12 protein-coding genes and 1 pseudogene are annotated in these 13,121 nt (G+C 63.8%); 6 read left to right on the top strand and 7 right to left on the bottom strand.

All coding sequences use genetic code 11. The features are described 5' to 3' along the window. Nucleotides 1-54: 54 nt before the first annotated feature. The 4 genes from M3P36_RS10970 (at nt 55) to M3P36_RS10985 (ending at nt 5,510) form a co-directional block, all read left to right on the top strand. Entirely contained in the window at nt 55-1,578 is a 1,524-nt protein-coding gene (locus tag M3P36_RS10970) for an aldehyde dehydrogenase family protein (protein ID WP_283773448.1), read from the top strand. Between the two features lie 186 nt (nt 1,579-1,764). Further along, nucleotides 1,765-2,910 (top strand): DUF819 family protein, encoded by a 1,146-nt coding sequence (locus M3P36_RS10975; RefSeq protein ID WP_249703369.1) that lies wholly within the window; start codon nt 1,765-1,767, stop codon nt 2,908-2,910. A gap of 106 nt (nt 2,911-3,016) precedes the next feature. Next, nucleotides 3,017-4,249, top strand: a complete 1,233-nt coding sequence (locus M3P36_RS15275) for a cytochrome P450 (RefSeq protein WP_249703371.1) — start codon at nt 3,017-3,019, stop codon at nt 4,247-4,249. 145 nt (nt 4,250-4,394) lie between these two features. Beyond that, a complete protein-coding gene (locus M3P36_RS10985; RefSeq protein WP_249703373.1) occupies nt 4,395-5,510 on the top strand; it encodes a CapA family protein in 1,116 nt (371 codons plus the stop codon). 66 nt (nt 5,511-5,576) lie between these two features. Here the strand turns inward: M3P36_RS10985 and M3P36_RS10990 are convergent, their stop codons facing one another. The 7 genes and pseudogenes from M3P36_RS10990 to M3P36_RS11015 form a co-directional block, all read right to left on the bottom strand. Then, nucleotides 5,577-5,771 (bottom strand): hypothetical protein, encoded by a 195-nt coding sequence (locus tag M3P36_RS10990; protein ID WP_249703375.1) that lies wholly within the window; start codon nt 5,769-5,771, stop codon nt 5,577-5,579. Then, nucleotides 5,768-6,181, bottom strand: coding sequence for a hypothetical protein (locus M3P36_RS10995; RefSeq protein WP_249703377.1), 414 nt, complete (start codon nt 6,179-6,181; stop codon nt 5,768-5,770). The genes M3P36_RS10990 and M3P36_RS10995 overlap by 4 nt, the downstream gene beginning before the upstream one ends. Next, nucleotides 6,178-6,513, bottom strand: a complete 336-nt coding sequence (locus tag M3P36_RS11000) for a c-type cytochrome (RefSeq protein ID WP_249703378.1) — start codon at nt 6,511-6,513, stop codon at nt 6,178-6,180. Before M3P36_RS11000 ends, M3P36_RS10995 begins: the two co-directional genes overlap by 4 nt. After that, the gene (locus tag M3P36_RS11005; protein ID WP_249703381.1) at nt 6,510-7,532 is read right to left on the bottom strand and encodes an FAD-linked oxidase C-terminal domain-containing protein; all 1,023 of its coding nucleotides are present in this window, start codon (nt 7,530-7,532) and stop codon (nt 6,510-6,512) included. Before M3P36_RS11005 ends, M3P36_RS11000 begins: the two co-directional genes overlap by 4 nt. 92 nt (nt 7,533-7,624) lie before the next feature. Further along, nucleotides 7,625-7,762 (bottom strand): annotated as a pseudogene (locus M3P36_RS15360) (FAD-binding protein); the annotation flags it as partial. After that, the gene (locus M3P36_RS11010) at nt 7,750-8,775 is read right to left on the bottom strand and encodes a carotenoid oxygenase family protein (protein ID WP_249703403.1); all 1,026 of its coding nucleotides are present in this window, start codon (nt 8,773-8,775) and stop codon (nt 7,750-7,752) included. The pseudogene M3P36_RS15360 and the gene M3P36_RS11010, both read right to left, overlap by 13 nt. A gap of 12 nt (nt 8,776-8,787) precedes the next feature. Then, on the bottom strand, nt 8,788-8,931 hold the full coding sequence (locus M3P36_RS11015) for a carotenoid oxygenase family protein (RefSeq protein ID WP_249703406.1): 144 nt from the start codon (nt 8,929-8,931) through the stop codon (nt 8,788-8,790). Nucleotides 8,932-9,180: 249 nt separating this feature from the next. Between M3P36_RS11015 and M3P36_RS11020 the strand changes: the two genes are divergently transcribed. Both M3P36_RS11020 and M3P36_RS11025 read left to right on the top strand, forming a co-directional pair. Continuing rightward, nucleotides 9,181-11,118 carry an FAD-binding protein gene (locus M3P36_RS11020; RefSeq protein ID WP_249703408.1) on the top strand — a complete coding sequence of 646 codons (1,938 nt, stop codon included), beginning with the start codon at nt 9,181-9,183 and terminating at the stop codon, nt 11,116-11,118. Between the two features lie 14 nt (nt 11,119-11,132). Then, entirely contained in the window at nt 11,133-13,073 is a 1,941-nt protein-coding gene (locus M3P36_RS11025; protein WP_249703410.1) for a TonB-dependent receptor plug domain-containing protein, read from the top strand. Nucleotides 13,074-13,121: the final 48 nt, after the last annotated feature.

Consider the following 13,121-nt stretch of genomic DNA (forward strand, 5'->3'; position numbering starts at 1 on the left):
TGGCTTGTATTGGACGGCCAGAGCCTGATAGCCAAATTCCAGAGGATGCCCGATATGTCCCCTCCCCCCATGCCCGTCGATACCTCGCTCTTACCAGCCTTGCGCGCCGACCTGCTGGCAAAACCGCGCCAGTTGTTCATCGGCGGCGAGTTCGTGAGCGCGGTGTCGGGTGAGACCTTCGAGGTGACCGATCCTGCAACAGGCGCGGTAATCGGCCATGCCGCCTCTGCCGATGCCGCCGATATCGACCTTGCCGTGAAAGCTGCCAGCCGCTGCTTCGAAAGCGGCAAGTGGAGCAACATGGCACCGGCCCAGAGGGCGCGCATCATGCTGCGGCTGGCCGACCTGATCGAGGCCAATGCCAGCCGCATTGCGCTGACCGAAACGCTCGACAACGGCATGCCGCTGATGATGGCTTTCTTCGGCGGCGGCATGGGTGCTGCAGAGGCCCTGCGCTATTTCGCCGGCTGGTGCACCAAGCTGAACGGCGAGACCTTCACCCCGTCCAATCCCGGCGAATGGCATGCCTATACGGTGCGCGAGCCGGTCGGCGTGGTCGGCGCGATCGTGCCGTGGAATTTCCCCTTCGTGATGGCAGTGGCCAAGCTGGGCGCATCACTCGCGGCGGGCTGCACCGTGGTGCTGAAACCGGCCGAGCAGACCCCGCTTTCCGCCGTGATCCTGGCCGAACTGGTGGCCGAGGCAGGCTTCCCCGAAGGCACGATCAACATCTGCACCGGCTTCGGCAAGACCGCAGGCGCGGCGCTTGTTGCCCATCCGCTGGTGGACAAGATCTCGTTCACCGGATCGACCGTGACCGGCAAGAGCATCGTCCATGCCTGCGCCGACAGTCTGAAGCGCGTTACACTGGAACTGGGCGGCAAGTCCCCGGTGATCATTTTCGCCGATGCCGACCTCGCCAAGGCTATCCCCGGCGCGGCGATGGGGATTTTCGGCAATGCCGGGCAGGTCTGCGCTGCCGGTTCGCGGCTGTTCGTGCATGAAAGTGTGCGCGACGAGGTGCTTGAAGGCATTTCGAACATGGCGCGCGGGCTGGTGGTCGGCAACGGGATGGATCCGCGCACGCAAATGGGTCCGCTGGTGAGCGATGTGCAGTTCGCTCGCGTGACCGGCTATCTCGAAAGCGCTCTTGCCGAAGGCGCGCAGGTGCTGGTCGGCGGCGGCAAGCTGGATGTGGAAGGCGGCGAGGGCGGCAATTTCCTCGCCCCCACCGTGCTCACCGAAACCCGGGCCGGGATGAAGGCTGTGGAGGAAGAAATCTTCGGCCCCGTGCTGTGCACGATGACTTTCGGCGACGACGATCTGGAAGCGGTCGCGGCGGCGGCCAACGATACGCAGTACGGCCTGTCCTCCGCCATCTGGACCAACAACATGTCCAACGGCCTGAAGCTGGCCAAGCGGTTGAAAGCGGGAATGGTGCGGATCAACGGCGGCATGGGCGGCCCCGATCCGGCAATGCCGCTGGGCGGCTTCAAGCAATCGGGCTGGGGCCGCGAGAACGGGCGGCAGGGTGTGGAAGCTTTCACTGAGATCAAGTCGGTCACGATCAACCTGTAGGGCTGAGGGTCTTTCCCGGATCAGACACAGCTGGCCGGTCGGCAGTCGTGCATGGCGTGCATGAAAGCGATTGCATGACTTTGTGACCGTTTCTAGAACGTGCCTTCGGGTTGTCGCCCAGGCGAAGCGGCAAGACCGGGAATTGTATCGAACGCTCCAACAAGTGCCGGACAGGATCACAGCTACATGATCGAATTTCCCCTTGGCGGGCTGTTCCAAATCGTCTGGATACTGCTGACAGCCATTGCGATCTCGATCGCGCTGGAGCGCAGCCGCTTCCGGAAATTCCTGCCGGGGCCGGTGATGGTGCTGATCATCCCGTGCACCCTGGCAAATGTGGGCGTCCTTCCAACGCAGTCTCCGACTTATGACAGCATTTCGGGGATCGCCATCCCGGTTGGAATCCTGTTGCTGCTGCTCAAGGCCGATATCGGGGAAATCCTGCGATCGTCGGGCAAGATGCTGCCGCCGTTCCTGCTGGCTGGGGTGGGAGTGGTCGTGGCAATCCTGATTGTCGGCCAGCTCATGCATTTCGACGACGAGGGCAGCCTGTGGTCGCTGCTTTCGGCGTTGTTCATCGGCAGTGTCCTGAACATGGTCGCCACGGCCCAGGCCATCCAGGCGGACGCGACCCTGGTTGCGGCGATTCTGGCGGTCAATGCCTTGCTTGCGCCAATCTATCTCATGATCCTCATGGTGCTGATGCAGAGCAGCCTGATCGGCCGGATCATCGGCGTCCAGCCCGGAGCCAGCGCGGGGCACTTTGCCGCCAAGGATTCGGTGGCCGGTATCAAGGATGGAAGTCGTGCTCCCTCTCCGCCCCTTGGGGAACTGCTGGCGCTGATCTATGCAGTGGGCGCATTCCTTGTGGTCGATTGGTTGACGATCGCCATGGGGATCGAGAACTACTCGATCCTGGTCGTAACCCTGGTTGCCGTGGCCGTGCCCAACCTTTTCCCGCGAATTCGCGAGATTCTTAGCGGGGCAAGGGAAATGGGCATGATTGCCATGTTCCTGTTCATCGGCGCGGTCTCGGCGCAGATCGACCTTGGGGCGCTGGGCTATTCGAGCCTGCGGGTCCTGATTTTCTCGGCGACTGCACTGGCCATCAACCTGGTGTTCCTGCTGGTCATCGGCCGACTGCTGAAGTCCGACCCGCACGTCCTGTTCTTGGCCTCGCTCGCCGGGGTCGGAGGGCCGACTTCGACGGCGGCGGTCGCCGCAGCGCAGGGGCGCGAGGATCTGGTTACGCCCGGCATCCTGTGCGCCCTGCTGGGCGTGGTACTGAGCACTTTCATTGCCGTGCTGATGTTCCAGGTTGTGGGGGGCTGACCGGGAGCACGGCGTGTCTCGCCCCCTTGCGCCGCCCTCAGCAAGACTGTAAGCGCTTGCAGGCAGGCTGCATCTTTGCCTGCAGATTGCTTTTGAGGGGACCTGCGTGACCGACGAGGCGACTGTGCCAGCGACTGGGCCAGCGACTGGGCCAGCGGCTGTTGCACCGGACGATTTCGATCCGCATGTGGAAGAGACGTTCGACAGCCCGCATGTCGAGTACGAGCGGATGCGCGCACAGTGCCCCGTGGCCCATTCCAGCGCCCACGGCGGGTTCTGGGCGCTGACCCGGCATGCCGATATCGTGGCGGCCGTGACCGACAACGAGACCTTCATCACCTCGAAGATCAATGTCATTCCCAACATGTCGCTCGGCAAGCGGCGGCCGCCGCTGGGCAAGGATCCGCCCGAGCATACCCCGTTCCGCCGTGCGCTCGACCGGACCTTGCGCAACTCGCGCATCGCTGCGCTGGAACCGCGCTTGCGCGCCCATGCGTCGCGTGAACTGGAGCGGATGATCGGTGCCGGGCGGGGCGATGTGTCGAGCGATTTTGCCACCATCTATCCGGCCTGGATCGAGGTCGAGTGGCTCAACCTGGAACCATCCAACGCGGTGCTCCTGGCCGATGTCGCCCGGCTCTACAATGTCGCCTGGCGCAACGAGAACATGGACGATGTGGCCCGGACCAGCGGCCAGCTCTATGCCGTGGCACGCGAGGTGGTGGAGGATCGCCAACGCCATCCGCGGCCTGTTGAAAGCGATCCGGCCTCGGCCCTGCTGGCGGAGGAGACCCCGTCCGGCCCGATCCCGCCGGACTATGTGATCGAGACCATCCGCCAGGTGCTGGTGGTGGGACTGATGGCTCCGCCGCCGCTGTTCGGGGCGATCGTGATCCACCTGATCCGCCATCCCGACCTGCAGCAGTACCTGCGGGAAAACCCCGCCCGGATCCCGGCGGCGGTGGAGGAGTTCATCCGGCTCTACTCGCCCTATCGCGGCTTTGCCCGCACCACCACGCGCGATGTCGAACTGCATGGCCGGACAATCCCCAAGGACGATCCGGTGACCATGGTCTATGCCTCGGCCAACCGCGACGACGAGGTGTTCGACGACCCCCACAGCTTCCGCTTCGACCGCGAGAACATCCGCCAGCACCTCGGGTTCGGGCGCGGCGCGCACCAGTGTGCGGGCGCGGGGCTGGTCCGTCTGGAAATGCGCATCTTCCTGGAAGAACTGCTCAAGCGGACCACCGGCATGGCGCTTGACGGACCGCTGGAAATGACCAGGCTGCCCGAACTGGGACCAACCAGCACGCCGGTCACGTTCCGGACCGACTGACGGGGGCTTCCGGCTGATTGCCCGGGACAGCGTGTAACCCCCCTCCTGAGGGCCGCCTGGATCACTTGTCCGCACACTCGCTCTATGCCATGCAAACGCTTGCGCGAAGGACCGGAAAACCCTGCCGCAGTTGGGAGATTGTTTCGTGACCCATGTCATTCTGGCGACTGGCGACCTCGCCCCCGATCGCGCGAACTATGACGACAGCTATGTCGCCACGCGCGAGGTGCTCCAGGCGGCGGACATAGTCTTCGGGCAGCTGGAAACCAGCTTTGCCGCCAGCGGCACGCGCCTGCCGCAAGCGCGCCACGCCGTCCTGGCGCGGCCCGACGGATCGGCCGCCCTGGCCCGGGCCGGGTTCGATGTGATTTCTATGGCCGGCAACCACTGCATGGACTGGGGACGCGAGGCCTACTTCGAAACGCGCCGCAACCTCGAACGGGCCGGGATCAGTGTGGTAGGCGCAGGCAAGGACATTGCCGAGGCGCGCCAACCGGTCATCCGCACCCTGGGCGACGGCACCCGTGTGGCCTTCCTCGCCTATTCCTCGATCCTGCCCCATTCCTACTGGGCCGACGAGCGCCGTCCCGGTTGCGCGCCGATGCGGGCCCATACGGTTTACGAGCAGATCGAACACGACCAGCCCGGGACGCCCGCCCGCGTCCACACCTATCCCCACCGCGAAGACCTGGCTGCCATGCAGGCGGATATCCGGGCGGCCAAGGAGCAGGCGGACCTCGTCTTCGTATCGCAGCACTGGGGCATCCATTTCGTCCGCGCGGTAGTTGCCGATTACGAGCATGACGTGGCCCGCGCCGCGATCGAGGCAGGGGCCGATGCGATCATCGGCGGCCATCCGCACATCATCAAGGGCTGCCAGGTGATCGACGGCAAGCCAGTGTTCCACTGCCTGTGCAATTTCGCCACCGACCTCGCCATGGACGAGGCCCATGCCAAGTCCAAAAGCTGGAACGAGATCAGGGTCCTGGCCGAGGAATGGGAGCCGGATTTCGAAGGCCTTTACAACTTCCCGACAGCCTCGCGCCTGGCGATGGTGGCGCGGTTCGAGGTGGCGGGCGGCAAGCTGCTGAAGGCCGGTTTCTTGCCGCTCCACATCGGCCGCGACGCCGTCCCGCGTCTGCCCGCGCCGGGTAGCGACGAACATGACGCAGTGGTCGATTACCTGCGCCAGGTGACCGCCGAGGCGGGGCTGAATGCGCAATACCGGCAAGGTCCTGGGATGGTTGAAATACACCAATAGCCACCCCGGCCTGATCGACCGGTGGGAAGGTGAAGGGGGCGACGTCTTCCGCCCTTGGTGCGCCAGTTACCCGATATGCACCTTCCGGTGCCTGCGGCGCGGCACAGTGGCCGCTTCCGCGCCTCGTGCAACGTAGCGCATGCCCCAGATCTCGCCGATTTCGTAAGGTTGGGCAGAGAGTGCTGCAGCGGCAGGAACGCCGACCACCGGCAGGGCTGCGATGCTGCTGCTGGCGAGGAACTGTCGCCGCGAAAAGATCATGCCAGCCACCATTGCTGCAACATGCCGGTGCTTCCTGTTCCCGCGGATATCTCCGTCGACTGGAAAGCGACGGCGTGTTCGCGTGCGAAAATCTCGCTGATCAGGCGATCTGACCAGAGTGTCAGGCCTTCGATCCGCTGCCCCTGTTGCAGCAATGATGGGATCAGCCCCTGCCATGCGCGGCCAAGATCGGCCTCGCGCGGATCGAGCAGGATGGCACCGGCCCGGGCATAGCTTTCGGCCAGGGCGACCGAACGATCAAAGCGAGCATCGAACACGAACAAGGCCGGGCTGGCTTGCGATGGTGCTGCCCGCAGGGACGAGGAGAAGGCGGCAGTTCCCGCCAATGAGACTGCCGCAGCGGCAGCCGCGCTATGTTGCATCATCATGCGCCGGGTGATTGCCGTCATCGGCCGGTCTCCAGATAGGTGGCAATCGCCGCCAGTTCCGCATCGGCGAGTTCTGCTTCGCGCATTTGCGGCATGGATCCGATCCCTCGCCTGACTACAGCCGAAGTATAGGCAGCAGGCAAGGACTGGCGATCCTGCAGCAGAGCCTGGCCCGCCGGCACGCGGCGTTCGAGCACGCGGGTGCCGAAGCCACCTGGCAGATGGCACAGGCCGCACTTCTCGATATAGAGCCGTTCACCTGCAACCGGAGGTTGGGCGGCATCTTCGGCCACGGCGGCGGGCGCGGCGATGGCTGCGGCTAGTGCGAACACGGAAATCAGCGGCCACCTCATCCCTGCACACCTCGATAGCGGCGGGGCCAGATGCCCATCTTGCCGGGCGCGATGATGCCCTGCGGGTCGATGGCGTCCTTGACCTTCTCGTTCCAGCGCAGCAGCGCGCCGTTGTTGTAGGCAAAGCTCCGGGCCACTTCGTCATAGAACAGGGTATGGGTGCGGTATTCGCCCCACCCATTTTCCGCCCCGACCGCGATCAGGCGGGAGAACAGCGCATTGGCGCGGGCGGTCATGTCATCGTCGTTGCGGTTGAAGACGATCATGGTGATGTGGTTGAGATAGCGCTGTCCGGCGGTAAAGCCGCCATAATAGTCGAACCCCGCATCCTCGTACATGCCGCGCACGGTGGTATATTGCTTCCACGCCTCGGCCCCGGAAAAGTGCGAAACCGGCGAGAAGGTAAGGTGCCCGCCGGGTCCGCCGAGCCAGTCCACCACGCCAAGCGCGCCAAGCGACGGGACGGGGTGGCCCGATCCCGGCAGGTCATCCCCTGCGTTCCATTCGGTTTCGGTGAATTCCGCATCCACCTTTCCGGCAAAGGCCTGGCGCACCTTGCGGGCATTGATCGCGTTGATGTCCGGATCGCCAAACAGGCGTATGCCGAAGTTCCAGTGGCCCACGCCTGCCTGCTGCCGCGCCGATTCCAGCACGTCGGCGGGCATGGCGCCCGTTCCCTGGTAATACTGCGACCGCGTGGCGCGGGTGGCGAGGTTGCGAATGACATTGCCGAACGACGGGCTGGCCGCGACCGTCCCGTCCAGTTTCAGCGGTCGCAGGGCATCCACCGCTGCCGGCAGTTCGTCCGTCCGGTCGAGCTGCATGGCCAGGTTCAGCGTCTGGCGCGGGGCCGGCATCAGCCACAGGCCCATCTTGGTGACGATCCCGAAGTTGGATTGCATGAAGGCCGGATCCCACGACGGACCAAAGCCATAGGGGAACGCATGCCACGCATTGCTGCCTTCCAGCGCGCCCATTCCGGTGCGCAGCAGGCTGCCATCGGCCGTGACCACTTCCATTCCGCAAACCTTGGACGCGTGCTCGCCATAGGGGTGTAGCCCACGCCGCGTTCCAGCGCATTGCCCAGCACGCTGCCCCAGGTGTGCGCGGGGGCCGACATCCACAGCGGAATGTCGTTGTCTGTCAGGTAGTGGTAGAGGTCATCAAAGCCCACGCCGGGCTCCACCACCACATAGCCCATCTCGACATTGCATTCGAGGATGCGGTTCATGCGGATCATGTCCACCATGACGACATCGGCGATATGCGGCGCTGCCCCGCCATAGCTTCGTGCGGGTGCGCGGCGGTCAGGAAGCCGTAGCGGTAGGGATGTCCCAGGTAGCGATCATCGATCCTGGACAATGCCCCGGCCCATTCGGGGAACAGTGTCTCTTCCTGCCATCCGGCCTGCGGGCGGGCGACATCGAAGGTGTACTTGCGGATGGTGGTGCGGGCTCCGGCAGGGTTGAACGGCTTGCCGTTGACGTCCGGAAAGAACGGGAACGGATTGGAATCGCTGACTGCGGCGTGAAGCGTGATCACGCCGCCTTCGTCTGTGGCGGAAAAGGTGTGGACCATCGCCATCTCCGGCCCGGCAATCCACACCACTTCGCTGGCATCGCCATTGCGCGGCACAATGCCGATATAGCTTGGAATCCTATCGTCCCAGCCCCAGTGGACCTTCCCCTGGTGAAGCCGTTCCATGCTGGAGACCATGCCATAGACGGGGATCAGGATGTAGTTCTGCGAAATGGCGATGTCGTGGACCATCGACATATAGGGCGCGGCCAGCTTGCGTTCGCTGGTCACCATGCCACCGGGATCGATCGTGTAAATCCATATGGCATTGCTCGCCAGGCCTTCGGCTTCATAGCCAAAAGCGATCATCTCGCCCGTCCTCCCGTCGATCTTGGGGTGGGCGGTGAAGGTGGGCGCCTTGTAGCCGCCGCCGAAATCATACGAGCCGCCGGTTTGAAGGGTGGCCGGATCAACTTCGTAGGGCAGGGCATCTTCTTTCAGGGCCAGCATCTTGCCGTTGAACATGATGATGTTGGTGTTCGACACGGTGCCCGAAACACCGGCTACCGACGGGTCATCGGTAAAGGGATTGCGATAATAGCCGAACAGCTGCCGCCGGGCCTGCCGGTTGGCGAGATAGCGCGGCGTTTCCACGAAGCGGGCGGTGAAATCGCATGATCCGTCGGCGATGCGGAAAGTGCTGGCGATGCCATCGGCGGCAAAGGGCGAATCGTCGGCGAACATCGGCGGATAGAGTCATTCGGCCCCGACCCGGATGAAGGTTCCATTCAGGCCCGGGGGGATCGTGCCGATCACTTCGCAATCGAAAACTTCCGAATTGAACCGTGCTGGCTCCATCGGTCCGCGCAGTGCAGGATGGTGTGCATAGGACAATGTCATGTCAGATGGTCCGCTCCCGTTTCGGCAAGGCCTTTCGCCCTTTCCCCCTTCTTGACATATACAAACAGATTGGCAACATCTGTTGCAAGCGTTTGCAACTTGCCATGTAGCCGTTTGCTCAAAGGGCATTACCGGGAGGGGGCAAATGAGAGTTTTGATACTTGCGGCCTCGTCGCCGCAACCCCTCACACCAAGGCTTAACGACACGCGCGGCTGGTCGGTTTGCGTCCCGGCGGTTATCACTTCCTGATGGACGATCTGACCCCTCCCGGAATCGATGCCGCCGCCTTTGCGGCTGCTCTCGCCGAGTTTCGCGAGGCGGTCCGCGAGCAATGGGTCTTCACCAGCGAGCCAGACCGGGCGAGCTATCTCGATCCCTTCGCCATCGGGGACCAGCAAACCCATGCCGCTGCTGCCGCCGTTGCGCCGGCCAATACTGCTGAACTCTCCCGCGTGCTGGCCGCAGCGAACCGCCATGGCGTTCCGCTATGGCCGGTCTCGATGGGGAAGAACTTTGCCTATGGCACTGCGGCCCCGGCGCTGAAGGGGTCGGTGGTGCTCGACCTCAAGCGGATTAACCGCATTGTCGAACTGAGCGAAGACCTCGCCTATGTCGTGGTCGAGCCGGGTGTGAGCTATTTCGATTTCAAGGCCGAACTCGATCGGCGCGGATCGAAGCTGTGGATGTCCGGCGCAGCCCACAGCTGGGGCAGCGTGATGGGTAACGCGCTGGAACACGGCGTGGGCTACACCCCCTATGGCATCCACGCCGAAACCATCTGCGGCATGGAAGTGATGCTGGCCGACGGCACCCTGGTGCGGACCGGTTTTGGCGCGATCGACGGTTCGCGCGAATGGCAGGCCTACAAGTGGCCGTTCGGCCCCAACTGGGATGGCCTGTTCACCCAGTCCAACTTTGCCATCGTGACCAAGATCGGCATCTGGCTGATGCCCGAACCCGAAGGCATGGCGGGCTTTGCCATCAGCGTGCCCGGCAAGGGAGACCTCGCACGACTGGTCGATACGCTGCGTCCCTTGCGGCTCGATGATACCATTAATGCCACCTATACCATTGCCAACGGCTGGCGGCAGATCACCGGCGGCACCCTCCGCGAGGATGTCTGGCAGGGCGAGGGCGCCATTCCGCAGGAAGTTGTGGGCCGCCTGCTGGCAGAGCGCGGCCGCGGCTGGTGGAATGGGATCTTCAACGTGTTCGACCATACGCTCGGCGGCATCGACCTCAGGATCGACAAGATCCGCCGCCATTTCGAGCGCCATATGCCCGATGCCAAGTTGGAAAACACGCGCTGGGTGAAGGGCGAGCCGCAGCAGGCGTGGATGCGGCAGGAAGTCAGCCTTGCGCCGTTCGGCATTGTCGATTGGCATGGTTCGCCCGGCGGCCACAGCGATTTCGGGCCGGTCGTCGCCGCTGTGGGCGAACGGGTGAACGAAGTTTACGAGGTGATCGAGCGCCGCTTTATCGAACATGGCCTGGATCCGTGGACGGGCATGTTCGGCATGGGCGGCCGCGCGCTGATCTTCGTGGCCGACATGATCTACCGGCGCGACGATCCCGAAATGACCGCTGCGTGCCAGCGCTTGTTCCGCACCCTGTGCGATGACATGCAGGCGCTCGGCGGGGGGCTCTACCGCTCGCACATCACTTTCATAGACGATGCAGCAGCCATGCATACCTGGGGCGATGCCGCCCTGCCACGCCTGAACGAGCGGCTGAAGCAGGCGCTGGCCGTAGCCCGGTCGTTACCTCAGTCCCTGGGCTTCAAGTTGCGGCGCATCCAGCTCGCCTACAACCGCCAGTTCCAGCAGTTTGCAAACGCCATCGGTATTCCCACCAACCAGCTTGGGGCCCTGGCAGTGATCTGTCGCAATCCGGATATTGCGCCGGGAGAACTGGCATCGGTATTGACGCTGGATGCCGCGCAATTAACGCCGATCATCAAGCAGCTGGAATCGCGCGGGCTGGTCGGACGGAGGAAATCGGCTGTGGACAGCCGTTCGCACCAGTTGCGGGCGACACCCAAGGGGGAAGACCAGTACCAGCAATTCAAAGTGATCATCGCCGATTTCGAGGCGATGTTTGTAGGCGAAGCCTTGCAAGAGCATGAAGCGCAGCATTTGCTCGACCTGCTCGTCCGGCTGGAAGCGGCAGCCAGGGCGCGCGGCTGACTGTGTAGGCAGAAATGAGCGGTTTGCGTTACTTCAAGGGATCAGTGTTGGCGGGCGCGCTGATTGCGCTGCCCGGCGTCGCCAAGGCTCAGATGGTGGGGGAGCAGGCGCCCGGGAACGCAGCCGCGCCGGACGACATCATCGTGGTGACAGGCACTGCGGTTCCGGTCGAACTATCCCGGATCGGCAGTTCGCTGACCGTAATCGACACCGCCGCCATCGAGCGGCGCAATCATGCCTATGTGCAGGATATCCTGCGTGAAGTGCCCGGCCTTGCCGTGAACCAGGGCGGCGGCTTCGGTCAGCTTGCCCAGGTCCGCATCCGCGGGGCGGAAGCCAACCACACGCTGGTGCTGATCGACGGGATCGAGGTATCCTCGGTGGGCGAAGGAGCGTTCGACTTCTCCAGCCTGCTCGGCGGCAATATCGCCCGGATCGAGGTTTTGCGCGGCCCGCAAAGCGGCCTCTACGGTTCCAACGCGCTGGCCGGGGTGATCAATATTATGACCAAGGGCGGCGATGGCCCGCTGTTCGACGGGGCGGTAGGGGCTGGCAGTTTCGACAGCTTTATGGGTCGCGCAACCGTGACTGTCGGCGACCGGAGCGACTTCCTCTCGGCTTCGGGCCAGTACCGCAAAACCGCCGGTATCAGCAGCGCAGCCTTGGGGGCCGAGCGGGACGGTGACCGCAACGCCACCGTCTACCTGCGCGGCGGGGTGGAGCTTGCGCCGGGCATCCGGTTCGACGGCAACCTGCGTTTCGTTGACAAGTTTACCGAGGCTGACGGGTTCGATTTTTCGGGCGGTCCGGACCAGGGCCTTGCCATCGATGACGACAGCTACTCCGACACCCGCGACATCTCGCTGGGCGGCGCGCTGACATTGGAGCCGGTGCAGGGGTGGGCCACGGTTCTTTCTGCGGCCTACACCGACGGGGAATCGGAAGGCGGGCAGGGCGGAACCGGCACTTTCGGCAATTCCGGCGACCGGCTGAAGCTGGCCGGACGATCCAGCTTCGCCTTCGACACCGGGGCGCAGGCGTCCCATGTGTTCACCTTCTTCACCGACTTCGAGGAAGAGCGTTACCGCAACACCTTCCCCTCGGCCCCGGACCAGGTGCCGACCCAGCGCCGGGACATCTTCGGGCTTGGTGCGGAATACCGTGTGAACCTGTTCGACCACTTGTTCCTCAGAGCAGCGCTGCGCCATGATGGCAACAAGGCATTCGGCGATGCCACCACCTACAGCCTGACAGGTGCATGGCAGATACCCGGAACCGGCACACGCCTGCACACCAGTTACGGTACCGGAGCGACCAACCCCACGTTCAGCGAACAGTTCGGATTCAGTCCCGGGACATTCGTGGGCAATCCCGATCTCACGCCCGAACAGGCGCGCGGGTTCGACGTGGGGGTGGAACATCGGATCGGCGAGAGCGTGCTGGTCGATGTCTCCTATTTCACCTCCACGCTGACCGACGAGATCACCAGCCAGTTTCCCACCGTGGTGAACGATTCCGGCAGGAGCAGGCGCGAAGGCATCGAAGTGAGTATGCAGGCTGAACTAGGCCCGATCGACCTAGCGGCCAGCTACACCTATCTCGATGCGACCGACCCCGATGGTACCCGCGAAGTTCGCCGACCGCGCCACCAGGCCAGCTTCAACGCCGGAGCCGATTTTGGACCCGACGGCGCGGGTAATCTGAACCTTGGCGTGATCTACAACGGACGCATGCTGGACAGCGACTTCCGCAATTTCTTCACCGTGTTTGCAGCCGAGAAGAACCCGCTGGATTCCTATGTAGTGGTGCGCCTGGCGGGGTCATATCGCCTGTCCGAGGTTTTCCAGCTGACCGCCCGGGTCGAGAACCTGTTCGACGAGCAATATCAGGAAGTCATCAGCTATGGTACGCCGGGCCTTGCAGCTTACGCGGGCTTGCGGGTGATCCTGCCATAATTGCGAGAGGCCGGGTGTCGGCGGTAACAGGTTGAACGTGCCTAGACG

It is taken from the genome of Altererythrobacter sp. KTW20L (assembly GCF_023501975.1).
GTDB lineage: Bacteria > Pseudomonadota > Alphaproteobacteria > Sphingomonadales > Sphingomonadaceae > Alteraurantiacibacter.